The following is a 20390-nucleotide window of genomic DNA, read 5'->3' on the forward strand; positions in this document are numbered from 1 at the left end:
AGTGGCAGGCAAGCCACCGGCCTGCGAGTGGCAGCGCGTCGACCTGCACGCGCTGACGTACGCGCGGCTGTACCCGTCCGGCTGGTGGTGCGCCCGCCACACCCCGAACGCGCAGCGCGGCCTCCCCGAGCCCCCGCCCGGCCCGGGGTGGCCCGTCCACCGCCAGCCCCCGGCCGACGACCCGAACACCGAGCACGAGGACCCGACATGACCACTGCCCGCCGCCCGAGCCCTGCCGATCTCGCCCGCCGCCACGCTCCGCAGACCGCGCAGGCCGCGCCGACCGCGAAGCCTGCGCGCCGGGCCAAGGCCAGGCCGGCCGATCCGCTGCCGCGCCGCCGCACGGCATACGTCGCTCGCGTCCTCACTGTCGAGGAGTCGATCGCGCCCGGCCAGCTGGAGAGGCACGAGCACTTCCGCCCCTTCTACCGGCTCGGGTTGACCGTGAGCGGCATGCCGGCGCCTGCCCGGCTGGTCGGGCATGACCTGCTCTGGCGGGCCCACCACCGCACGGGCCGGATCGACGTCGCGGACCAGCCGCCCGCCCAGGCCCTCGCCGACACCACCGGCCTGTCCGTCCCTCAGGTCCTGGTCGCCGTGCAGGTCCTGCACACCCGCGGCTGGCTCGTCGTGAAGCAGCTGCGCCGCGGCGAGGCGTTCGACCTCGTCATCCCCGGCGCGGTCCTCGAGACCGTCCGCGTCCTGCACAGCTGCCGCGCCAACTGACCGGAGAACCAACCGACATGTCCGCCGTCGCGCTCGCAGCCTCCGAGGCTGCACCGCACCCGCAGCCGCCGCGCGCGGCCGCCGTGGTGCGCCCGCGCGACGGCGGACATTCCATTCGTGTGCCCCTGCGCCTGGTCGTAGGCGTCCAGTACAGCGATGCGGCCCTGGCCGTCTACGTCAAGATCGCAGCGCTCGCCCTCCGCCCGGAGGGCTGCACCGCCAAAGTGTCCGTGCTCGCCGAGTACCTCGGCATGTCCAAGAGTGCGGTCGAGCGCGGCCTGCGCCAGCTCGCCCAGCCCGACCCCCTCGAGGGCCTCACGGAGGTACCGACCACCCGGCGCACCCTGCCCGGCGGCCGGGGCCAGTCCGCACACCGCACCGTGCGCCCGCTCGCCGACGGCGAACTGTGGGTGCGCGTGCCCGTGCGCGCGGCCGAGGCCCTCACCCCGCGCCTGCTGCGCGTGTATGCCCTGCTCGCCTACGCCACGGCCCGCCGGATCCCGGTGACCGCGGCCGAGCTGGGCGCGATGCTCCACCACCACACCGGCAAGCAGACCGGCGAGTCCCTCGGCGAGCGGCAGGCCCGCCGCCTGGTCGACGAGCTGGCCGCAACCGGCTGGCTCACGCTGCACCGCCGCGAGGGCGAGCAGGGCCGCCACGCGTACGAGACGCACCGCAGCCCGCTGCACGCCGTCCCGGCCGCCGAGCAGGCCCCGGCGACTCCGGTCATCCATGACGGATCGGGTGCGGGCGATCATGACGGATCCCTCGCGTCTAAGGAAGACCTCACTACTGACCGACGTCTTAAGACGCAGCTGGGTGGGGGTAACCGCCGTAGGCGAGGTGACCGTAAGTGGGTCGCGGGACCTGTGGATAACTCCGTGTCGCCCACGTTCGGCTCTGGTGGTCTCGTGCTGCGCACGGATGACGAGACGCTGTCCTCGAGCCCGGCCGCCGGCCGCGCCGCGTACACCAGTCCCGCCCTGCAACTGTCCCCCCGTATCTGGCGGGTGCTGGAGCCCGTACGCCACGAGGTCGCCGCGCTGAGCCCGTACGTGATGCGCCGGATCGCCCGCGAGATCGGCGCCCAGCTCGACGCCTACGGAGGCAGCGAGGAGCGCCTGCACGACCGGCTCACCCGCCGCTACGCCAGCAGCAAGGCGGTCCGTGACTTCGGCCGCTGGATGCTCGGCGCGGCCCTCGTACGCCACGGCTGCGGAGACCCGCGCTGCGAGACAGGCGTCATGTGGGACACCGGCACGGACTGCGAGACGTGCGCGCTCACCCGCCAGGTCGACCAGGCCCGCGCCGCCCGGGACGCCGAACTCGCCGAGAGCGCCCGGCTCCTCGAGGAGCGGCGACAGCAGCGCCTGCGCCAGACCGCCGAGCGGGACCAGGAGCAGCAGAGCGCGCACCAGCTCCCGCGCAAGTTGACGTACCGCGAGCGCGAGCAGGCCCCCGACGACGAGATCCGCGCGGTGATGGCCGTGCACGGCCCGGTCGTCGCCCTTCACCTGTACGGCCATCTGCGGACGCTCCCGCTCCTGGACGGCCGCCTCGACCCCGACCAGACCGGTAGCGACCGGAGGACACATGCCGAGTCTCAGTGACCACACCGTCGTCCTGTGCGACGACTGCCAAGCCCGGATCCGCTGGGCCATCACCGTGCGCGGCCGCCGCCAGGCCGTCAACGCCGACCCCGACCCCGCCGGCAACCTCGGCGCCCTGGTCGACGGCACCGGAACGCTCAAGGTCCGTGTGCTGTCCGGTGAGCGCTCGCGGCTCGAGGGCGGCGAGTGGCAGGCCATGCCCCACGTGGCGACCTGCGCCCGCCCGCGGCCGCGGGCCGCCTCGAGGGCCAGGCGCCCGGTCGTACGCCCCGGCGCCTGGCGCTACCAGCGATGACCGTGCGGGCGCTGCTCAGCCTGCTCGACGAGATCGACCGCGAGGGCGGCCCGGACGCCGCCCGCAACAACCGCCTGCACCTGCTCAGCGAGAGGACCAGCCCCATGACCACCGCACCCGCCACTCAGCACCAGACCGCCGCGGCCCTCACTGCCGTACCCCGCGCTGCCGGACCGGCCCAACCCCAGCCCCCCTCCGTCGGCCAGCTCCTCGCCTGGGCCGACAACCACACCGACGAGGAGATCCGCGACCAGTCCAGCCGCGCCCGCCTCGCCCTCGCAGGCCTGCGCCGCCGGTACGACACGGACAAGGAGCTGACTGAGATCGGCACCGAGGCCGAGCGGCTCGAGCAGCGCCTGGCCGAAATCCGCGCCCGCGAGGCCGAGCTGGCGCCCGCCAAGCAGAAGAAGGCACGGACGCCCGTCGACTACCCGGCGGCCGAGGTACGCGCCTGGGCGGCCGAGGCCGGCATGCCCTGCTCGCCTACCGGGCGGGTGCCCAAGGCCGTGGTCGACGCATGGCGCGCCCGCGAGCAGTGACGGACAACCCCCTCGAGACTCAGGAGTCGCTATGCCCATGCGCGAACTGAACTGCCCCGGTTGCCCCGGCCGCCGATCGCCTCGTCAGTACCTGTGCCGTACCTGCTGGTTCGCCCTGCCGCAGGCCACCCGCGTGCGGCTCACACTCCGCGACGGGCGGGCCCTGCTGCGGCTGCGCCAGCTGCACCAGGAGCTGGCCGCCCGTACCCCGCTGGGCGTCATCCGGGTCGGCCGGTGATGGCCCGCATCGTCGGCGCAGCGCTGCCGACGCTCGCGTTCCTCGCCGTCATAGGGGCCCTCGCCCTCGCCCTGTTCTACGAAAGAGGTGACGGCGCATGACCAGGCACAGCCGCCAGCGCAACGTCGCGTTCCTCGGCGCCGTCGTCCTGGCGGCCGCCGCCATCGTCGGCGGCCTGCGCCACCTCTACCCGTACGCCCTGGTCCTCGGCTTCGGCGTGCTGGTCCTCACCGAGGCCGCGCTGCGCGCCGACCGAGCCCACCGGCGGGAGGTACGCGAGCACGACTGGGCGCGCCGCCAGGCCGTCGGCGAGAACCCCGGGCCGCTGTGGCCCTGCTGCCTGCTCGCCGAGGCCTCGAAAGGCGAGGCACACAGCCCCCGCTGCACCGGCGACCTCACCACCCAGCAGTTCCTGGCGATCGTCGCGCACCTCGACGACCACTGACCCACCGAGTACCGGAGCGCACCATGCCCACCACCGCCACCGGCAACCTGTTCACCGTCATCCGCCACTGGCCCGACCTCACAGAGGCCCTAGGCGCGAAGAGCGCACCGACGTGGCCGCCGGCCGGGCGCATGAGCGACTTCGTCCGGGACCTCGAGCAGCGCGACGCCGAGCAGCTGGCCACTGAGCGCCAGCGTTCTGCGGAGCTGCGGGCCCTCGAGCGGGACCCGGGCCAGATCGGCGAGCGGCCGATCCCAATCCGGCTGACCGTGCACGAGACGATGACCACCGTGCAGGGCGACCTGGTCGAGTGCGCCGACCAGGTCGCGGCCGCCGTGCAGCGCCACGTCATCGGCCAGCTGCCTAAGGGCTACCCGCTCACCGCGCGACAGCGGCGCGAGCTGGAGATCATGCGGGACCGCCGGGACCCGCGCCGCTGGTCCTGGACCAAGACGCGGCCGGACGCGCCGTACGCGGCTCTGTGGCTGCTGGCCAGGGTGCAGGGCGCGCCGGGCCCGTTCCGGCCGCTGGACGTACGGCAGCTGGACCAGGTCTCCGCCGTCGCCCGGCAGGCGGCCCGCATGGTCGAGGCTGCTCTCGACCTCGGCGAGGGCCGCGCATACCTGGCCCGGCCGTGCCCGCTGTGCGGTGGACGTCTCGCCATGTACGGAGGCGCCGGCGCGGTACCCGTGGCGCGCTGCGGAACCTGCGGGCACGTGTGGGGCGGCAGCAAGCTGACCGCCCCGGCGTGATCAGGTGTCCGGGTCCTTGCGCGGCCTGTTCTTGCCCGAGCCTGAGTAGCCAGCCTCGATGTCCTGGACCGTCCGCAGCGAGACGCCGAGCCGGGCCGCGATCTTCCGGTAGGACACCGGCGGTTGCTGCGCACGGAGGTCGAGGACCGTCTTCCTGCGGTCCTCACGCCACCGCCGGGCCCGCTCCGCCTGGTCGGCCAGTACCTCGCCGATGGCCCGGGCACGCTCCTCCGGGTCGGCGATCGCCTCTACCGCTTCCATCGCGTCGATCACTCGCTGAGCCTCCTCGGTCACACCCGGCCTCATCTCCTCGGGCGGGCCGCTTGCCACGAGTGTATGGGGTCCCATACATTCGAGGGAAGCAGTCCGCACTGCCCACGCAAAACGGCCCCGTCCCGCTGAGTTGGCGCTCCGGGACGGGGCCAGGCCCACCTCAACCACGACGAAAAGGCAGGCCATGGCCCACCGTACCGACCAGCCCCAACCGCACACACCCCGCTACGGCCGCGGCCACAGCACAGTTGAAGCTCTGGTTCGCACGATGCTCGGCGAGATCGCCGACCGCCTCGAGCGCCACCGCACCGACGAGCCGCTCACCCCCACCGGCCGCGCCGCCGCCATCCAGGCCACGACCCTGGACCCGGTCCTCAGCCGCGCCGCACCGGAGATCACCGAGCCGATCACCCGCGCCGCGTACGCCGAGATCCTGCGCACCATCGCGCAGCCGGCGGCCGAGCAGTGAGCCGACGTCGCCCGCGCCGTACCGGCGCCCGCCTCCTCGCCCTCCTCGGCCTGGTCCTCACCGCCGTCGGCCTGGCCGTCGCCCTGCTGAACACCGGCGGCCGCTGATGGGCCTCTTCAGCGGCCGCGCGAAGAGCGCCCGCGCCTACCCCGCCGCCGGGACCACGGTCACCGGCCCGGTCGGCCGCTTCCTCCGGTCCAAGACCACCGGGGCCCGCGCCGCCGGCCGCGCCGCTCAGTCCTGGGAGGACGCCGACCGCGCCAACGAGCGCCAGCGCCGCGGCCCGTACGCCAACTGACACACCCGAGACGCAGGCCCCCGCGAACCCCCGCGCGGGGGCCTGCCCACCCGCTCCGAGGAGCCCCGTGAACACCCGACTGCAACGCCTCCGTGCCAGGCTCACTCCGCGCCCGCGACGCGCGTCTCACCCCGCGTCTCACCGCGTCCCATGGTGGGTGCGCTGGTTCACCAACGCGGGACGCCCCGTCGTCGCGGTCGTCGTCCTCGTCATGTGCGCACCCGGCGAACACCACCTGGCCGTCCTCGCCGGGTGGGACGGCCGTCTCGCCTGGGGCATGGCCGCCGTCCTCGCCGCCTACGCCGGCATCGCAGCCTCCGTCGCCTCCAACCGCCCCGCCGGAAGCCCCGGCAAGCGGTCCGCGGTAGCAGGCGCGGTCGTCTCACTCGGCGCCGCAATGGCCGCCCAGCCCGTCTCACACGCGTTCGTCACCGGCTGGCTCTCCGCCGAGCCCCGCGCTCCGTGGCAGCTCGTCATCGCCGTCTCGTGCGTCCCACCGCTCGTCTTCGGGCACCTGCTGCACCTCGCAGCCACCCCCGTCACCCGCAGCACCGAGACACCCACCGTCGCACCCGCCCCGGCCGCCGAGACGCAGGACGCCCGCCCCGCGTTGCAGCCTCTTCCCACGGTGCAGCACTGGCGGGACGCCGTCCCACCCGGCGTCCGGCTGCTCCCGCTCGCCCGTCGCGACCCCGAGCCGCAGGACGACGACCGGGACACCCGCGAGACGCACCGCTTCCTCACCACCGAGGAGGTCGCCGACCGCTACGGGATCACCGTCTCAACGGTCCGCACCTGGAAGTCGCGCGGCAAGATCCTCCCCGCGTTCGTCGACCCGGCCCGCGGCGCCATGTACGACCCCGAGACGCTGCCCTCCGCAGCAGCGGTCGGGTGAGACACATGCCTGAGACAGCCGTCTTCCTCTGGCCACTGGCCGCCCTTCTCAGCGCGGCAGGCCTGCGCGCCATCGCGCCCCGCCGCGCCCGGCACCTCTACCTCGGCCCGGCCGTCTGCACCGTCCTCCTGCTCGCCCTCGCCGCCGCCTACGTGGCCGCCCTCTTCCACTAGGACCCCGGATGACCCCGCTCGACATTCCCGTCTACGGCTACGTCACTCTCGGAGGCGTCACCGTCGGCCTGTCCCTCCTCGGCTGGGACGTCGCCCAGTGGTGGGCAGGCCACAAGAAGCACTTCACGCTCAAGGCACTGCGCCAGCTCGCCCCGACCCTCGCCTGCCTCTCCTACGGCGCTCTGCTCATCCTGTGCGCCGGCGGCATCATCGGCGGCCTGGCCGACTGGAGCCTGTGGGGCACCAACCAGATCGGCGACGTCGGCCTGATCTGGGGCGTGGGCGGCACCAGTCCCGGCGTCACCCGCTCCTCGTACGTCGGACTCACGCCCGGCGGGCACTCCGTCGTCGTGATCGCGACCGTCATCCTGGCGGCCGTCGCCGCCAAGCGCGGATGGCGCTGGGACTACGTCCGCCCCATCGGCGCCGGCATCAGCCTCGGCCTGGCCAAGAGCGTCGCGGGCGCCATCGGCCTGATTGTCGCCCCGACCGTCTCGTGGGCGGGCGACTACGTGGCAGGGATCGCGTGAAGGGCCGCGCGGCCACCGCGGGCCGCCGCCTGTCCCTCGGCACCTGGCTCCAGCTCGAGGCCTGGGGCCGGTGGCTGTCCGGCAAGAGCCACGCCGACCGGTCCGGCCTGGTCCGCCTCGCCGTGTCCCTGCGGCGCGCCGTGGCGTGCGCACTCACCGCCGTGTTCTACGGCCAGCTACTCGAGCGCGTACCCGGCGGCATCTACGTGCTGCCCCTCGCATGGGTGATCGGCGCCTGGCAGATGTCCGATACGTCCGCCACTCCCCCACCGCAGCAGGAGCGCCCCTCCTGCCGCAAGTGCGCAGGTCGCACGCTCGTCAGCGTCACCCCTTCCGGAGGCCAGAAGGGGATGTTGATCTACACCAGCAGCCCGCCCGACCGCCCGAACCACACCCATGTCCACGTCCAGCAGCTCGCCGAGGAGGCACACGCGTAGGCCTGCCGCGCACCGTACGTAGTTGCACTCGGCGCGATCATGGCGCATCCTGGCCCCACGTCCGGCGTGCCTGGACTCAACAACCACACGAAGCCCCCCGGTGACCTGAACCCCGGGGGGCTTCGTCGTGCAAGGAGCACGCCATGGCCACCGACCGTGACGAACTCACCAGCTACGCCTGGCGCCTGCTGCGCGCCCGCACCCTGGCCGCCTCCGACATCTGCATCGTGTGCGGCCACCCGCACGCCGACGCAGCCGACCACATCCATCCCGTCAGCAAGGGCGGCGCACCCCTCGACCCGGACAACGTCGCGCCCATCCACGGCGTGCGCGGCTGTCCCGTCTGTCTGAGGAAGTGCAACAGCGAGAAGAGCGACCGGCCGCTGTCCGACGTCGTGCAGCTGCACACCTCGGTCGACTGGTTCGCAGGCCCGTAGAGAGGTAGCCCACCGATGGCGCGTGACAGCAACGTCCACCCCGCACCCACGCCGGACTACCGACCCCTGCTCGAGCTGTCCGAGTCCGGGCTGCTGTGGCTCATCAACCGCACCGTCTTCCACCCTCGCGGCCTGGCGCTCGCCCTCTACCAGGACGGCCAGGTGGCGCACGGGTGGACGCTGATCGGGGCCGGCGGCGACGAGCCGTTCACCTTCCCTGAGTCCACCGACCTCGACGGCTTCAAGCGCGCCGAAAAGACGCTTCGAGCCGCCCTGAATTCGACCCAAACTTGCAGCTCAGAAGCCTGATCTCGCTGAGATCGGCTGGATCTTTTAGGGAAGATCATCTTCTCAACCCCGCGCCCAGCTGTTTTTTTTCTCTCCCCGGGCCGGCCAGACCCCCGCCATGATCGCGGGCCGACCCTCGGCATCTAAGGGAGGCGATGATGGCGGCTCGCGCCATCCAGATTGGCGAGTCGGGCGCGCACTTCGCGGCCGCCGTCGCCGAGCACCGCCAGCGCCGTGGCTTCGACCAGGCGCGCCTGGCCGCCCGCGTCACCGAGGCCGGCCGCCCCATGAGCGCCTCGGTCCTCGGCAAGGTCGAGTCGGGCGCTCGCCGGGTCGACGTCGACGACCTGGTGGCGATCGCGGCCGCACTCGATGTCCTGCCGCAGCAGCTGCTGCCCGGCGACGGCGAGCAGACGGCCGACCCGTTCGAGGAGGCGGCCGGGCCCGGCTCGGTACGGGCGCGCGTCCTCGAGGACATCGCCGCACTCGGCGACCTCGAGGTGCTGGACGCCACCGCGCCCACGCTGGCCGCCATCGCGGTACGGCTGGCCACCGAGGTCGACGCTCCCGTCTCCCTCGGGTCATCGCTGCACTCGCTGTCCAAGGAGTTGCGCCAGGTCGTTGCGGAGCTGCGCTCCCTCGCCCCTGAGGAGCCGGACGATGACGACGACCTCGGCGACCTGGCGGCCCCCGGCTGAGTTCGCCGAGCAGTGCCGCGAGCTGTACGGGCTGGAGTGCCCACCGATGTGGGGGACCCCACGCCGGCCGGACTTCCCCACCCTGGGCGGCAAAGTCGCCATCGTCATGCAGCGGCTCGGCTACACCCCGATGCCGTGGCAGCGCTACGTCTGGGACGTCGCCCTCGAGGTGAACCCGGCCACCGGGATCCTGGCGTACCGCGACGTCGGCCTGTCCGTGCCCCGGCAACAGGGCAAGACCCAGGGCCTGCTGGCCGTGAAGGTCCACCGGGCCGCGGCCTGGAGGAGACAGCGGATCGTCTACGCCGCGCAGACCCGGACCATGGCGAGGGAGCGATGGGAGGACGAGTTCTGGGTCACCATCGAAGCGTCGCGGCTGGCCCGCCGATTCGTGGCACGCAAGGCCAACGGACACGAGGCGATCATCCACCGCAACACCCGGTCGAAGATCGGCATCACCTCGAACACCGAGCGCGCCGGCCACGGCCCGCCCCTCGATCTCGGCGTGATGGACGAGTACTTCGCCCACGAGGACGACCGCCTCGAGCAGGCTTTCTCTCCGGCCATGCTGACGCGCCCGATGGCACAGCTGTGGTGGGCGTCGGCCGGCGGCACCGAGAAGTCGGTCCCGCTGAACAAGAAGAGGCAGCAGGGCCGGGCGATGATCGAGGAGCTGTGGCGTACGGGCATACACCCGCGCTCGGCGTACTTCGAGTGGTTCGCTCCGGACGAGCTGCCGCGCGACGACCCGGCAACCTGGCGGGTGTCCCTGCCAGCGCTGGGCTTCACGGTGACCGAGGACATCATCCAGGCCGAGCTGGAGAAGCTCGACCCTGGCGAGTTCGACCGGGCGTACCTGAACCGCACGCGGAAGGCGACGCCGCCGCCGGACCCGAACGTGCCCAAGGCGACTTGGCCCGGGCTGGTCGACCGCGAGAGCAAGGCGAACACCGACGTCGCCCTGGCGCTCGACGTCGCCCAGGACCGCAAGACCGCCTCGATCGCCGCGGCGTGCCGTCGGCCGGACGGCCGGATCCATCTCGAGGTCATCGCCCATCGGCCCGGCACGGACTGGGTGGTGCCTGCCATGGCGCGGCTGCACCGGCTGTGGTCACCGGTGGCCGTGGCCGTGGCGTCCTCGGGCGCTCCGGCCGCCTCGCTCATCGACGACCTGGTGGCCGCTGGCATCGACGTTCCCAAGGACAGGGCCAAGCCCGAGCGCGGCGACCTGGCCGTCATGCGGTCGGGCGACGTGATGGAGGCGTGCGGCCAGCTGGCCGACGCCATGAACCAGGGCACCGTCCGGCACCTGGACCAGGTGCCGCTCACGGCCGCCGTGAACGGCGCGCGGACCCGCCGGGTCGGCGACGCCTGGACGCTCGACCGGACCAACAGCCTGGCCGACATCAGCCCGCTCGCCGCGGCGACGTTCGCCCGCTGGGCGCTCGTCATCCGCGGACCGCACGTGCTCGAGGACTACGACATCGCGGACTCGTTCGCGTGAGAGGGGGACGGCCATGGGCGCCTGGTCCAAGCTGAAGGGCGCGTTCACCCGGGACGCCCAGATCACCTCTGCCGAGGATCTGCTGTCGCGGTCACGTGGCCGGCGCACCAGCCGAGTGCACGTCACCAACGAAACCGCGCTGCGCAACTCGGCTGTATGGGCGTGCCTGCGGCTGCGGGCCGACCTGGTGTCCAGCTTCCCGATCGACGTCTACCGCTACGTCAACGGCATCCAGGTCGAGGTGCCCAAGCCTCCGGTCCTGGTCAACCCGGGCGGTACCGAGATCGGCATCAAGGAGTGGATGTACTCCACCCAGTTCGACCTGGACCGGGGCGGGAACTGCTTCGGGATCATCACCGAACGGACGGGCGTCATCGGCCCGGACGGGCGCGGCCTGCCCGGACGGGTCGACCTGGTCGAGCTGAGCACCGTGTCGGTGCGCGGCACCGGCTCGACCATCACGAAGTTCGTCATCGGCGGCAAGGAGTACGAGCCGTGGGAGGTCTGGCACGAGAAGCAGTACACCGTCGCCGGAGTCCCGCTCGGTCTGTCCCCCGTGGCGTATGCCGCGTGGACGATCGAGGAGACCCTCAGCGCCCAGCAGTTCGCGCGCGACTGGTTCGCCGCCGGCGCCGTGCCGCTGGCCGAGCTGAAGAACACGGCGAAGATCGTCAACGCCAAGGACGCCCGGGTCGCACGCGAGCAGTTCAAAGCGGCCGTCGACGACTCGGGCCTGTTCGTCCACGGCGTCGACTGGGAGTACAAGCCCATCCAGGCCGTCGCCTCGCAGAGCGCGTTCCTCGAGTCCCGGCAGTACGGAGCCAGTGAGATCGCTCGGTTCTTCGGATGCCCGGGCGACCTGATCGACGTGGCCGTGTCGGGCAGCAGCATCACGTACGCGTCCATGACGCAGAGGAACTTGCAGTTCCTGATCATGAATCTGGGCCCGGCCGTCGGCCGCCGCGAGGACGCCTTCAGCCGCAAGCTGGTGTCCGGCCCGCGGTTCGTGAAGCTCAACACCGACGCGCTGCTGCGCATGGACCCCGAGGCCCGGACCCGCACGATCGGCGCCCGCATCACCAACCGGACCCTCACCCCGAGCGAGGGCCGTGCCCTGGACAATCTGCCGCCCTTCACCGAGGACCAGCTCGCCGAGTTCGACCGGCTGTTCGGCTCGCGGTCCGTACCCGTCCAGCCCACCACCGCCGTACCGGGAGCCCCGTCATGACCACACCAGCGCTCGCCGCCGCCGCGGCGACCCGAGCCCAGAACATCCGCCAGCGCGCCGACCGACCCTCGCAGCGCCGCAGCGCCGAGCAGACGTCCGCCCGGGCCATCGTCCGCGCCACGCTCTCCGGCGTGCAGCTGCGTGAGGCCGACGGCGGTGGCGGCCTGCTGGAGTTCACCGGCCGCGCCACCGTCTACGAGCGCGGCTACGAAATGTGGGACTACTACGGCCCGTACACCGAGATCGTCTCCGAGGGCGCCGGCACCGCGACCCTCGCCCGCGGCGACCTCGACGTGCCGCTCGTCCTCGGGCACGACCAGCTGCGCCGCCTGGCCCGCACCACCACCGGCAGCCTGTTCCTCACGGAGAGCGCCGACGGCCTGGACGTGCGCGCGCCCGCCCTGGACCCGGCGGACTACGACGTCGCGTACATCGCGCCCAAGCTGCGCGCGGGCCTGGTCGACGAGATGAGCTTCGCGTTCCGCATCGAGTCGGGCCAGTGGTCCCCGGACTACACCGAGTACCGGATCAACCGGTACGACATCCACCGCGGCGACGTCGCGATCGTCGGCTACGGCGCCAACCCGCACACCGAGGCGAGCGTCCGCCAGCCCGCGGCCGCGGCCACCTCGAGCCGCGCCCGGGCGCTGCTGGAACTCGCGATCGCCCGCTGACCCCTGATCTTCCCGCCGCCCGGCGGGAGTTACTGCCCTGCGCTCGCGCGCACGAGACCGCCCGGCGCCATGCCTCGGGCGGCCGTCTGACCTGGACACGGGGCGCCTGATGACGACAACGAAAGGACGGCCGAGATGACTCTCGCCGAACTGATCGCCCAGGCGCGCACCGCGCTGGACACGGCGATCGCCAACCGCCAGCGGGAGCAGGACGCGCTGATGGCGCTGCGCTCCGACGAGAACCTGACCGAGGAGGCAGTCACCGCGCAGGTCACCCTGCGCGACACGGCGGACGCCGAAGTCACCCGCCGCCAGGAGGCGCTCGCTGGCCTCGAGGCGGAGCAGGCCCGCGAGAACGAACTGGCCGCGCTCCAGGCCCGCACCACCCCGGCGGCCAACCGGGCGCCGGCCTACGACCGGGTGCACCGCGTCGGCCAGGACGAGCGCACGTACCGGCCCGACGTCGACCGGCGCGGTGCTGGCTTCGAGCGGGACGTGGCCGCCGCGTTCCTCGGCGACTACGACGCCCAGGCCCGCCTCGCCCGGCACATGCAGGAAGAGCGGGTCGAGCGCGGCGACCAGCTGCGCGCCGACGCACAGCAGCAGCGCGCCGTCGGCACCGGAGCGTTCGCCGGCCTGGTCGTGCCGCAGTACCTGACCGATCTGTACGCCCCGGCGGCCATGGCCAACCGTCCGTTCGCGGACGCCTGCCGCCCGCACGACCTGCCGCCGCAGGGCATGCAGGTCAACATCAGCCGCATCACGACCGGCTCGTCCGTGGACATGCAGGCGGCCGAGAACGATGCGGTCGCCGAGCAGAACATGGACGACACCAACCTGCCGATCACCGTGCAGACCGCGGCCGGCCAGCAGACCATCTCTCGCCAGGCCATCGAGCGCGGGGCCGGAGTCGAGGCAGTCGTCATGGACGACCTGTTCCGCCGGTACAACACCAACCTCGACGGCAAGCTGCTGAACCAGGCCACCACCGGACTGACGAACGTGGCCACCGCCGTCGCCTACACCGACGGCACGCCGACCGCGACCGAGCTGTACCCCAAGGTCATCGAAGGCCTGGCCGGCGTCGAAGCCGCCATGCTCGACATGGCCTCGGGCGACAACATCGCGGTCATGCACTCCCGCCGCTGGTACTGGATGCAGAACGCCATGAGCAACACGTGGCCGCTCATCACCCAGCCGAACATCGTGGCCCAGACCCTGGGCGCGAACTACGCCGAGGCCTACGGGCGCGGCATCCGTGGCGTCCTGCCCAACGGGACCCCGGTCATCGTGGACAACAACATCGCCACGAACTTCGGCGCCGGCACCAACGAGGACGAGATCTACCTGGCGGACCGGCAGGAGTGCCACCTCTGGGAAGACCCGGACGCCCCGATGTACATCCGGGCGGACCAGGCCAAGGCGGCCAACCTCGGCGTCCTGCTGGTCGTGTACGGCTACTTCGCCTACACCTTCCAGCGCTACGCCCACGCCCGGAAGATCGCGGGCACCGGCCTGGTGACGCCCACCTTCACCGGCGTCTGATCCCGACTCCGCCGGGCCCGCCCTCACCTCATCCGGGGCGGGCCCGGCGGGCACACCCACTCACCTCAGGAGTACCGCCATGAGCGACACCCCCCAGACCGAAGACACGATGGTCGCCGCCCTGCTGCGCGAGCGCGCTGGCTACGCCGGACGCAAGGACATGCAGGACCGCGTCGACGCGGTCGACGAGCAGCTGCGGCTGCGCGGCTACGGGCCGGACGGCGAGCGCATCGCCAAGGACAGCGCCCCGGCCGAGGATCGCGCCCCGGCTACGGGCCCGGAGACCGGCCCGGCCGGGACACCGGAGGCCGACCCGGAGGCCGCGACGCCTCAGGCTGTGGCTGTCCCTGCGCAGCGCACCGTGCCGCCGAAGGGCCGCCAGGCGCGCGGCACCGACAAGGCGTGACGTGGCCAACGAGTACGTCACCTTGGAAGAGCTGAAGAGCCAGCTCAAGATCGAGCCGAGTGACGACACTCGCGACGCGGACCTGAACCGCGCCCGGGCGTCCGCGTCGCGCAGCATCGACAAGACGACCGGCCGCCGCTTCTGGCTCGACCCCGAGCCGGTGACGTGGACGTTCAACCCGCGTGGCCGGATCTGCCGCGAGGACGACGGTGACCTGTTCCTCGTAGACGACATTGGCAGCGAGGAGGGCCTGGTCGTCGAAGTCGGTTCGGGCGCCAACTGGTCGGCGGTCACCGACTACGAGACCAGCCCGGACAACGCGCTCGCCAAGGGCCAGCCGATCACCGGGCTACTGCGGGTGCTCGGCACGTGGGGCATCGCCACGGCCCGGCTCCGGGTGACCGCCCAGTTCGGATGGCCGACCGTGCCGGACGACATCCAGCAGGCCGCACTCATCCAGGCCACCCGGCTCTTCAAGCGCAAGGACAGCCCCGAGGGCATCATCGGCTCGGCCGAGTGGGGCGTGCGCAACCTCAGCCGCCGGGACCCGGACGTGTGGGCGCTGATCGAGCCGTACATCATCCCCGGGTTCTGAGGAGCACGACATGCAGATCTCCGCTGTGCGCGACGCGCTCGCGGACGCGGCCCGCGCGGTCGTCCTGCCCGACGGCGTGCCGAAGCTGACGTGCTCGGGCTACGTCCCGGACGCGATCACCGAGCCGCACTTCTTCGTCGCCGAGTACGAGTGCGACTACGACAAGGCGATGCGGCGCAGCCTCGACGAACTCGTCTTCACCACCCGCGTCCTGGTCGGCCGCGCCGACGACCAGTCCTCGCAGCGCGTGCTCGACGCGATGCTGTCCGGCTCGGGCCCGGCCTCGCTGAAGCAGACCATCGAGCTGGCCCGAGGAGCGCCCGGGGAGTACGCCCTGGGCGGCCTGGCCCACGACCTGCACGTGATGCGCGTGCAGGGCTACCGCTGGTACGAGCACGCCGGCACCACCTACGTCGGCGCCGAAGTGATGATCAAGGTCATCGGACAGGGGGACGCGTGAAGATCCGCATGCTGATCGAGCAGTCCGAGGGCGCCATCCTGAACGGCGAGCCATGGCCCGGGGTCGGGGAGGTTGCCGACGTGCCGACCGCCCAGGCCGCGCACCTGGTCGCGTCCGGCGTCGCCGAGGACGCCACCGCCGACGAGCGGCCGCCGCGACGCCGCAAGGCGGCCAGCCCCGAGAGTGAGGCGACGTGAGCAAGACGATCCTCACCAACGTCCGCACGTTCGCCGCCGGCCTCGACCTCACCGGCAACTCCAACAAGATCGAGATCTCGTCCGAGGTCGAGGACAAGGACGCCACGAACTACGGCAGCCAGGGCTGGAAGGAAGTCCTGGGCGGCCTTGGCTCCGCCGAGCTGGCGGCCGAGGGCCAGTGGGAGGCGGGCGACCCGAGCAAGGTCGACGATGCTTCCTGGACGCACCTCGGCTCCGTCATCCCCTGGTCGGCCAGCGCCAACAACGGCGCGGCCGTCGGAGACCTGGCCTACTTCCTGGCCGCACTGCGCGCCGACTACAAGCTGTTCGACGCCGTCGGAGAGATCGCCCCCTGGTCCGGCACCGCAAAGAGCAGCTGGCCGCTGGTGCGCGGACAGTTCGCACACCCGCCCGGCACCGCCCGCACCGCCACCGGTACGGGCACCGGCCTCAACCTCGGCGCCATCACCGCGGGCAAGCGGCTGTACGCCGCGCTGCACGTGCTGTCCGTGGCCGGCACCGCGGTGCCCACCATCACCGCCCGGGTCGAGTCCAGCGTGGACAACACCTTCGCAGCCCCGACGACCCGGGCCACGTTCACCGCGGCCACCGCAGTCGGCGGGCAGATCCTGCGCACCGACGGGACCGCCATCACAGACACCTGGTGGCGCGTCGCCTGGACCATCTCGGGCACCACGCCCAGCTTCCTGTTCGTCGGCTCCCTCGGCATCCGATAGCCGCCCCGCACCACCCGTAACCCGGCCCGTACCGGGGCCGTCGCCACGCCCTGGAAGGGGACCCCGCCATGCCCAAGATGGTCCTGCTCGCCCAGTACCTGAGCATCAACGCCAACGTCCTGAACGAGTTCACCAAGAAGGCCGAGATCTCCGTCGAAGTCGAGGACAAGGACGTCACCACCTACGCATCGCTCGGCTGGAAGGAAGTCCTGGGCGGCCTCAAGTCCGGTGAGCTGGGGTGCGACTTCCTCCAGGACTTCGCCGCCACCAAGCTCGACGCGCTCATGTGGCCGCTGCTCGGGCTGGTCGTCCCGTTCGAGGTGCGCGCCGACCAGGCCGCGGTCGGCACGTCCAACCCGAAGTACACCGGCAGCATCCTGATCAAGTCCTGGAACCCCCTCGAGGGAAGCGTGGGCGACGAGGCCACGGTGGGCGTCAGCTTCCCGACGTCGGGGGCCGTCGTCCGCGCAACGGTCTGATGGCCGGCGGGGGACCGCCGTTCTCCCTCGGCGTGGAGACGCACGAGGGCCTGGCCGCCCTCACGCGTGCGATCCGCGCCGAGGAGGACGGCAAGCAGCTGCGCAAAGAGCTGGCCGCGAACATGCGCGACGCGCTCCGCCCCGGGGCCGCCGAGGCGAAGTCGTCGATCATGTCGCTGTCCTCGGCAGGCCTGCCCACCGCGCCCGCCCTGCGGTCCTCTGTCGCCCGGAAGATCCGGCCCGAGGTCAAGCTCGGCGGCCGCTGGTCCGGCGCCCGTGTGAAGGCCTTCAAGACCAAGAACGTCCGCGGCTTCCCCAACGCACCGAAGCGGCTCAACCGGGCGGGCGGGTGGCGGCACCCGGTCTACGGCAACCGTGAGATCTGGGTCCAGCAGCACGGCAAAGTCGACTGGTTCGACCGCGCCTTCGAGGGCCGCGAGGGCCACTACAAAGAGGCCGTTGAGGCGGCCATGGAGAACATGGCCCAGCGCCTCGCGGCGCGGGCCGGATGAGGAGAGAGACGTGTTCCTGGTCTACGCGCAAGAGGGCACCGAAGAGCCCAAGCGGTGGCGGTACAACCCCCGCCGGATCATGTCGGCGGAGCGGGAGAACATCGAGCGGCTGACCGGTCGCACCTGGACCGAGTTCACCAAGGACGTCGTCCAGGGCAGCAGCATCTGCCGGCGGGCGCTGCTGTTCACCTTCCAGAAGCGCGACCATCCCGGGATCAGGTTCGACGACATCGACTTCGCCTGGGAGGAGCTGACGCTCGAGTACTCCAAGGGCGAGCTGAAGCAGATGCGCGACGCGGCCGCCGAGTCGGCGCCGGCCGAGATGCGCGCGGCCGTCCTCGCCCGGATCGACGGGCAGATCGAGGCGGCCCCCGATGACCCGGAGGAAGAGGGAAAAGCCCAGCCGCCCGTCGCCGAGTAAGGCGCCTGGGCGACGCCGCGCACCTGCTGCACATCCGCCCCTGGGAGTGGGAGCTGATGACGGCCGAGCAGGAAGACGCGGTCCTGGACTGGCTCGACGCCTACCAGAAGGCGCAGCAAGAGGCCGCGGAAAGACTGAAGAGCAGGGGCCGCTGACCCCTGGTGAAACGGGAGGTCAGCGGTCATGAGCGATACATCCCTGGTGTTCAACCTGGTCGCACGGGACCGTACCGAGGAGGGACTCTCCTCGGCGCGGGAACGCTTCGACCAGGTCGCCACCGGCATCGGTGCGGGGGCCGGCGTCGCGCTCGGCGCGAGCCTCGTGCAGAGCATCAGCATCGACCAGGCCAACGACAAGTTGGCCGCCCAGCTAGGGCTGACCGAGTCGGAGTCAGCCCGCATCGGCGACGTGGCCGGCGACCTGTACGCCAACGCGTACGGCGAGTCGATGGAACAGGTCAACACCGCGGTCGGCTCGGTCATGTCGTCCATCGACGGCATGTCCACCGCCTCGAGCGCCGCCCTGGAGGGCGCGACCGAGAGCGCCCTGAACTTCGCGTCGACCTTCGACATCGAGGTCGACCGGGCGGTGCAGAGCGTGGGCACGCTCATCAACTCGGGCCTGGCTACGAACGCGACCCAGGCGTTCGACCTGATCACGGCCGCCTCGCAGCGGGTGCCGGCCTCGCTGCGGGAGGACGTCCTCGACGCGTCCGATGAGTACTCCAGCTTCTTCCGCACCCTCGGCTACAGCGGTGAGCAGTCGTTCGCGCTGCTCGTCGACGCGTCCTCGAAGGGCGCGATCGGCATCGACAAGGCGGGCGACGCCGTCAAGGAGTTCACGGTCCTGTCGACGGACATGTCCGCGAAGTCGGTGGCCGCATACGACTCCATCGGCCTGGATGCCCAGACCATGGCGAACAAGATCCTGGCCGGTGGGTCGACAGCCCAGGGCGCCACCCAGCAGATCATCGACGGCCTGCTCAGCATCAAGGACCCGGCCACCCAGGCCAACGCCGCCATCAGCCTCTTCGGCACGCCGCTCGAGGACATGAACGTCCAGGACATCCCCGCGTTCCTCACCGGCCTGAAGGGCGCGTCGGGATCGATGGACGACTTCGCGGGCGCGGCAAAGCGCAGTGGGGACGCCCTCAACGACAACGCCGGCGTCGCGGTGGAGGAGTTCCACCGCAAGCTGATGAGCAAGCTCACCGAGATCACCGGCGGATTCGTCGCGTTCGCCATGGACAACCGGTCCGTATTCGAGCCGCTCGCCTACACCCTCGCCGGGCTGGCCGCCACGGTCCTCGTCGTCAAGGCCGCCATGACGACCTACGCGGCCGTCTCCTCCGTGGTCGCCGGGGCCAACGCGATCATCTCTTCGTCCGCGTGGGGCGTGATCGTCGGATGGATCCGGATGAACGCCGTGGGCCTGGCCGCGTACATCCGCATCGGCGCGGGCGCGGTGGCGTCCGCCGCGACGACGGCTGCCGCCTGGACCGGCTCCGCGCTGGTGTCGATCGGGACATGGATCCTGGCCGTCCTGCGCGCCAGCGCAACGGCCGTCGTCCAGTTCGCGCTGATGGCCGCGCGGGCGGTCGCCTGGGCCGCGGTCATGGCCGCACAGTGGCTGATCGCCATGGGCCCGATCGGCTGGATCATCCTTGCCGTGGCCGGACTGGTCGCGCTGATCGTCGTGTACTGGGACCAGATCAAAGCCTGGACGCTCGCCGCCTGGGACTGGGTCGTCGGAAAGCTGATCTGGGCGAAGGACATGATGATCTCCGCCTTCATGAACTTCACCCTGATTGGCCTGTTGATCAGCCACTGGTCGAGCATCAAGGCCACCGCGATCTCCTGGTGGAACGGGATCGTCAACTGGGTGAAGGGCATCCCGGGAAAGGTCTACAGCGCGTTCCTCAACTGGACTGTCCTCGGCCTGATCATCAAGCACTGGTCGTCCATCAAGACGGCCACGGTGAACAAGGCCACCGAGATGATCAACTGGGTGCGGGGGATCCCGGGCCGGGTGAAGGCGGGGCTTGGGAACATGGGGACCCTGCTCTACAACAGCGGCGCATCCATGATCAACGGATTCATCAACGGGATCAAAGCCAAGATCGGGCAGGTCCGGGACGCGGCCTCCTCGGTCGTCAGCGCGGCGCGTGACTTCTTCCCCTTCAGCCCCGCCAAGGAAGGGCCGTTCGCCGGCCGCGGCTACACCTCGTACTCCGGTGAGGCGCTGGTCGATGCTTTCCGGGGCGGCATCATCGGCCAGATCCCCGCCCTTCAGTCCACCCTGAACGGCCTCCCGGGGGTGGCCCCTCAGTCCGTCCAGGCCGCACCTCTCACGGCCGGTATGGCGCCTGCCCTCGGGGCGTCCGCGGGCGGTGGCGTTCAGCGCCTGATCGTCGACGTGCGCGGCGCGGACGAGGACCTCAAGCGCTTGTTCCGCAAGATCGTGCGTCTCGACGGCGGGGGCTCCACGGGGGACGCCTTCGACCGGCGCCGCTAGAAAGGAGGCCACGCT

31 protein-coding genes are annotated in these 20390 nt (G+C 71.7%); 30 read left to right on the forward strand and 1 reads right to left on the reverse strand.

Translation table 11 applies throughout. The features are described 5' to 3' along the window. Window position 1: 1 nt before the first annotated feature. The 8 genes from G9272_RS16710 to G9272_RS16745 all read left to right on the forward strand — a co-directional run bounded on the left by G9272_RS16710 (window position 2) and on the right by G9272_RS16745 (window position 4605). Window positions 2–211: a hypothetical protein gene (locus tag G9272_RS16710; RefSeq protein WP_171394569.1), complete on the forward strand. Its 210-nt coding sequence runs from the start codon at window positions 2–4 to the stop codon at window positions 209–211. Continuing rightward, window positions 208–726, forward strand: a complete 519-nt coding sequence (locus tag G9272_RS16715) for a hypothetical protein (protein ID WP_171397321.1) — start codon at window positions 208–210, stop codon at window positions 724–726. The genes G9272_RS16710 and G9272_RS16715 overlap by 4 nt, the downstream gene beginning before the upstream one ends. Before the next feature lie 17 nt (window positions 727–743). Further along, window positions 744–2336, forward strand: a complete 1593-nt coding sequence (locus G9272_RS16720) for a hypothetical protein (protein ID WP_171397322.1) — start codon at window positions 744–746, stop codon at window positions 2334–2336. Next, a complete protein-coding gene (locus G9272_RS16725) occupies window positions 2320–2631 on the forward strand; it encodes a hypothetical protein (RefSeq protein WP_171397323.1) in 312 nt (103 codons plus the stop codon). The genes G9272_RS16720 and G9272_RS16725 overlap by 17 nt, the downstream gene beginning before the upstream one ends. Beyond that, window positions 2628–3170 (forward strand): Lsr2 family DNA-binding protein, encoded by a 543-nt coding sequence (locus tag G9272_RS16730; protein WP_171397324.1) that lies wholly within the window; start codon window positions 2628–2630, stop codon window positions 3168–3170. Before G9272_RS16725 ends, G9272_RS16730 begins: the two co-directional genes overlap by 4 nt. A gap of 31 nt (window positions 3171–3201) precedes the next feature. Next, window positions 3202–3408 (forward strand): hypothetical protein, encoded by a 207-nt coding sequence (locus tag G9272_RS16735; RefSeq protein ID WP_253267835.1) that lies wholly within the window; start codon window positions 3202–3204, stop codon window positions 3406–3408. A gap of 97 nt (window positions 3409–3505) precedes the next feature. Beyond that, entirely contained in the window at window positions 3506–3853 is a 348-nt protein-coding gene (locus G9272_RS16740; protein ID WP_171397325.1) for a hypothetical protein, read from the forward strand. A 23-nt stretch (window positions 3854–3876) separates the two neighbouring features. Then, the gene (locus tag G9272_RS16745) at window positions 3877–4605 is read left to right on the forward strand and encodes a hypothetical protein (RefSeq protein ID WP_171397326.1); all 729 of its coding nucleotides are present in this window, start codon (window positions 3877–3879) and stop codon (window positions 4603–4605) included. Here the strand turns inward: G9272_RS16745 and G9272_RS16750 are convergent, their stop codons facing one another. After that, on the reverse strand, window positions 4606–4899 hold the full coding sequence (locus G9272_RS16750; RefSeq protein WP_253267836.1) for a helix-turn-helix domain-containing protein: 294 nt from the start codon (window positions 4897–4899) through the stop codon (window positions 4606–4608). It abuts the gene before it with no gap. Between the two features lie 163 nt (window positions 4900–5062). Here G9272_RS16750 and G9272_RS16755 point away from each other — a divergent pair, with 163 nt between their 5' ends. From G9272_RS16755 to G9272_RS16860, 22 genes are all read left to right on the forward strand, one after another. Continuing rightward, window positions 5063–5347 (forward strand): hypothetical protein, encoded by a 285-nt coding sequence (locus tag G9272_RS16755; protein WP_171397327.1) that lies wholly within the window; start codon window positions 5063–5065, stop codon window positions 5345–5347. Window positions 5348–5453: 106 nt separating this feature from the next. Next, window positions 5454–5645: a hypothetical protein gene (locus G9272_RS16760; RefSeq protein ID WP_171397328.1), complete on the forward strand. Its 192-nt coding sequence runs from the start codon at window positions 5454–5456 to the stop codon at window positions 5643–5645. 157 nt (window positions 5646–5802) lie between these two features. Continuing rightward, window positions 5803–6540: a helix-turn-helix domain-containing protein gene (locus G9272_RS16765; protein WP_171397329.1), complete on the forward strand. Its 738-nt coding sequence runs from the start codon at window positions 5803–5805 to the stop codon at window positions 6538–6540. Window positions 6541–6545: 5 nt separating this feature from the next. Continuing rightward, complete coding sequence (locus G9272_RS16770) at window positions 6546–6713, forward strand: hypothetical protein (RefSeq protein WP_171397330.1); 168 nt, start codon at window positions 6546–6548, stop codon at window positions 6711–6713. 8 nt (window positions 6714–6721) lie between these two features. Beyond that, window positions 6722–7243 carry a hypothetical protein gene (locus G9272_RS16775; protein WP_171397331.1) on the forward strand — a complete coding sequence of 174 codons (522 nt, stop codon included), beginning with the start codon at window positions 6722–6724 and terminating at the stop codon, window positions 7241–7243. Then, entirely contained in the window at window positions 7240–7680 is a 441-nt protein-coding gene (locus G9272_RS44750) for a hypothetical protein (RefSeq protein WP_216377821.1), read from the forward strand. The genes G9272_RS16775 and G9272_RS44750 overlap by 4 nt, the downstream gene beginning before the upstream one ends. 143 nt (window positions 7681–7823) lie before the next feature. Next, on the forward strand, window positions 7824–8117 hold the full coding sequence (locus G9272_RS16785; RefSeq protein ID WP_171397332.1) for an HNH endonuclease: 294 nt from the start codon (window positions 7824–7826) through the stop codon (window positions 8115–8117). 15 nt (window positions 8118–8132) lie between these two features. After that, window positions 8133–8426, forward strand: a complete 294-nt coding sequence (locus G9272_RS16790; RefSeq protein WP_171397333.1) for a hypothetical protein — start codon at window positions 8133–8135, stop codon at window positions 8424–8426. A 137-nt stretch (window positions 8427–8563) separates the two neighbouring features. Then, window positions 8564–9103, forward strand: coding sequence for a helix-turn-helix domain-containing protein (locus tag G9272_RS44755; RefSeq protein WP_216377822.1), 540 nt, complete (start codon window positions 8564–8566; stop codon window positions 9101–9103). Further along, window positions 9066–10607 carry a terminase gene (locus G9272_RS16800; protein WP_253267837.1) on the forward strand — a complete coding sequence of 514 codons (1542 nt, stop codon included), beginning with the start codon at window positions 9066–9068 and terminating at the stop codon, window positions 10605–10607. The genes G9272_RS44755 and G9272_RS16800 overlap by 38 nt, the downstream gene beginning before the upstream one ends. Before the next feature lie 13 nt (window positions 10608–10620). Continuing rightward, window positions 10621–11835 (forward strand): phage portal protein, encoded by a 1215-nt coding sequence (locus tag G9272_RS16805; protein WP_171397334.1) that lies wholly within the window; start codon window positions 10621–10623, stop codon window positions 11833–11835. Next, the gene (locus G9272_RS16810) at window positions 11832–12509 is read left to right on the forward strand and encodes an HK97 family phage prohead protease (protein ID WP_171397335.1); all 678 of its coding nucleotides are present in this window, start codon (window positions 11832–11834) and stop codon (window positions 12507–12509) included. Before G9272_RS16805 ends, G9272_RS16810 begins: the two co-directional genes overlap by 4 nt. Before the next feature lie 135 nt (window positions 12510–12644). Beyond that, window positions 12645–14054 (forward strand): hypothetical protein, encoded by a 1410-nt coding sequence (locus tag G9272_RS16815; protein WP_171397336.1) that lies wholly within the window; start codon window positions 12645–12647, stop codon window positions 14052–14054. 79 nt (window positions 14055–14133) lie between these two features. Further along, on the forward strand, window positions 14134–14460 hold the full coding sequence (locus G9272_RS16820) for a hypothetical protein (RefSeq protein WP_171397337.1): 327 nt from the start codon (window positions 14134–14136) through the stop codon (window positions 14458–14460). A 1-nt stretch (window position 14461) separates the two neighbouring features. After that, window positions 14462–15055: a head-tail connector protein gene (locus G9272_RS16825; RefSeq protein WP_171397338.1), complete on the forward strand. Its 594-nt coding sequence runs from the start codon at window positions 14462–14464 to the stop codon at window positions 15053–15055. Window positions 15056–15065: 10 nt separating this feature from the next. Next, on the forward strand, window positions 15066–15515 hold the full coding sequence (locus G9272_RS16830) for a hypothetical protein (RefSeq protein ID WP_171397339.1): 450 nt from the start codon (window positions 15066–15068) through the stop codon (window positions 15513–15515). Further along, window positions 15512–15712, forward strand: coding sequence for a DUF7302 family protein (locus G9272_RS16835; RefSeq protein WP_171397340.1), 201 nt, complete (start codon window positions 15512–15514; stop codon window positions 15710–15712). Before G9272_RS16830 ends, G9272_RS16835 begins: the two co-directional genes overlap by 4 nt. Next, a complete protein-coding gene (locus G9272_RS16840) occupies window positions 15709–16449 on the forward strand; it encodes a hypothetical protein (RefSeq protein WP_171397341.1) in 741 nt (246 codons plus the stop codon). The genes G9272_RS16835 and G9272_RS16840 overlap by 4 nt, the downstream gene beginning before the upstream one ends. Window positions 16450–16517: 68 nt before the next feature. Continuing rightward, the gene (locus tag G9272_RS16845; RefSeq protein ID WP_171397342.1) at window positions 16518–16928 is read left to right on the forward strand and encodes a phage tail tube protein; all 411 of its coding nucleotides are present in this window, start codon (window positions 16518–16520) and stop codon (window positions 16926–16928) included. Continuing rightward, a complete protein-coding gene (locus G9272_RS16850; protein WP_171397343.1) occupies window positions 16928–17440 on the forward strand; it encodes a hypothetical protein in 513 nt (170 codons plus the stop codon). Before G9272_RS16845 ends, G9272_RS16850 begins: the two co-directional genes overlap by 1 nt. A gap of 10 nt (window positions 17441–17450) precedes the next feature. After that, on the forward strand, window positions 17451–17861 hold the full coding sequence (locus G9272_RS16855; RefSeq protein ID WP_171397344.1) for a hypothetical protein: 411 nt from the start codon (window positions 17451–17453) through the stop codon (window positions 17859–17861). A gap of 183 nt (window positions 17862–18044) precedes the next feature. Continuing rightward, complete coding sequence (locus G9272_RS16860; RefSeq protein WP_171397345.1) at window positions 18045–20375, forward strand: hypothetical protein; 2331 nt, start codon at window positions 18045–18047, stop codon at window positions 20373–20375. Window positions 20376–20390: the final 15 nt, after the last annotated feature.

Source organism: Streptomyces asoensis (genome assembly GCF_013085465.1).
Taxonomy (GTDB): domain Bacteria; phylum Actinomycetota; class Actinomycetes; order Streptomycetales; family Streptomycetaceae; genus Streptomyces; species Streptomyces cacaoi_A.

What these genes read in the sequence shown, in the direction of transcription:
- G9272_RS16715 (WP_171397321.1), top strand. Translation starts at nt 208, where the DNA reads ATGACCACTGCCCGCCGCCCGAGCCCTGCCGATCTCGCCCGCCGCCAC.
- G9272_RS16720 (WP_171397322.1), top strand. Translation starts at nt 744, where the DNA reads ATGTCCGCCGTCGCGCTCGCAGCCTCCGAGGCTGCACCGCACCCGCAG.
- G9272_RS16725 (WP_171397323.1), top strand. Translation starts at nt 2,320, where the DNA reads ATGCCGAGTCTCAGTGACCACACCGTCGTCCTGTGCGACGACTGCCAA.
- G9272_RS16730 (WP_171397324.1), top strand. Translation starts at nt 2,628, where the DNA reads ATGACCGTGCGGGCGCTGCTCAGCCTGCTCGACGAGATCGACCGCGAG.
- G9272_RS16735 (WP_253267835.1), top strand. Translation starts at nt 3,202, where the DNA reads ATGCCCATGCGCGAACTGAACTGCCCCGGTTGCCCCGGCCGCCGATCG.
- G9272_RS16740 (WP_171397325.1), top strand. Translation starts at nt 3,506, where the DNA reads ATGACCAGGCACAGCCGCCAGCGCAACGTCGCGTTCCTCGGCGCCGTC.
- G9272_RS16745 (WP_171397326.1), top strand. Translation starts at nt 3,877, where the DNA reads ATGCCCACCACCGCCACCGGCAACCTGTTCACCGTCATCCGCCACTGG.
- G9272_RS16755 (WP_171397327.1), top strand. Translation starts at nt 5,063, where the DNA reads ATGGCCCACCGTACCGACCAGCCCCAACCGCACACACCCCGCTACGGC.
- G9272_RS16760 (WP_171397328.1), top strand. Translation starts at nt 5,454, where the DNA reads ATGGGCCTCTTCAGCGGCCGCGCGAAGAGCGCCCGCGCCTACCCCGCC.
- G9272_RS16770 (WP_171397330.1), top strand. Translation starts at nt 6,546, where the DNA reads ATGCCTGAGACAGCCGTCTTCCTCTGGCCACTGGCCGCCCTTCTCAGC.
- G9272_RS16775 (WP_171397331.1), top strand. Translation starts at nt 6,722, where the DNA reads ATGACCCCGCTCGACATTCCCGTCTACGGCTACGTCACTCTCGGAGGC.
- G9272_RS16785 (WP_171397332.1), top strand. Translation starts at nt 7,824, where the DNA reads ATGGCCACCGACCGTGACGAACTCACCAGCTACGCCTGGCGCCTGCTG.
- G9272_RS16790 (WP_171397333.1), top strand. Translation starts at nt 8,133, where the DNA reads ATGGCGCGTGACAGCAACGTCCACCCCGCACCCACGCCGGACTACCGA.
- G9272_RS44755 (WP_216377822.1), top strand. Translation starts at nt 8,564, where the DNA reads ATGGCGGCTCGCGCCATCCAGATTGGCGAGTCGGGCGCGCACTTCGCG.
- G9272_RS16800 (WP_253267837.1), top strand. Translation starts at nt 9,066, where the DNA reads ATGACGACGACCTCGGCGACCTGGCGGCCCCCGGCTGAGTTCGCCGAG.
- G9272_RS16805 (WP_171397334.1), top strand. Translation starts at nt 10,621, where the DNA reads ATGGGCGCCTGGTCCAAGCTGAAGGGCGCGTTCACCCGGGACGCCCAG.
- G9272_RS16810 (WP_171397335.1), top strand. Translation starts at nt 11,832, where the DNA reads ATGACCACACCAGCGCTCGCCGCCGCCGCGGCGACCCGAGCCCAGAAC.
- G9272_RS16815 (WP_171397336.1), top strand. Translation starts at nt 12,645, where the DNA reads ATGACTCTCGCCGAACTGATCGCCCAGGCGCGCACCGCGCTGGACACG.
- G9272_RS16820 (WP_171397337.1), top strand. Translation starts at nt 14,134, where the DNA reads ATGAGCGACACCCCCCAGACCGAAGACACGATGGTCGCCGCCCTGCTG.
- G9272_RS16830 (WP_171397339.1), top strand. Translation starts at nt 15,066, where the DNA reads ATGCAGATCTCCGCTGTGCGCGACGCGCTCGCGGACGCGGCCCGCGCG.
- G9272_RS16845 (WP_171397342.1), top strand. Translation starts at nt 16,518, where the DNA reads ATGCCCAAGATGGTCCTGCTCGCCCAGTACCTGAGCATCAACGCCAAC.
- G9272_RS16850 (WP_171397343.1), top strand. Translation starts at nt 16,928, where the DNA reads ATGGCCGGCGGGGGACCGCCGTTCTCCCTCGGCGTGGAGACGCACGAG.
- G9272_RS16860 (WP_171397345.1), top strand. Translation starts at nt 18,045, where the DNA reads ATGAGCGATACATCCCTGGTGTTCAACCTGGTCGCACGGGACCGTACC.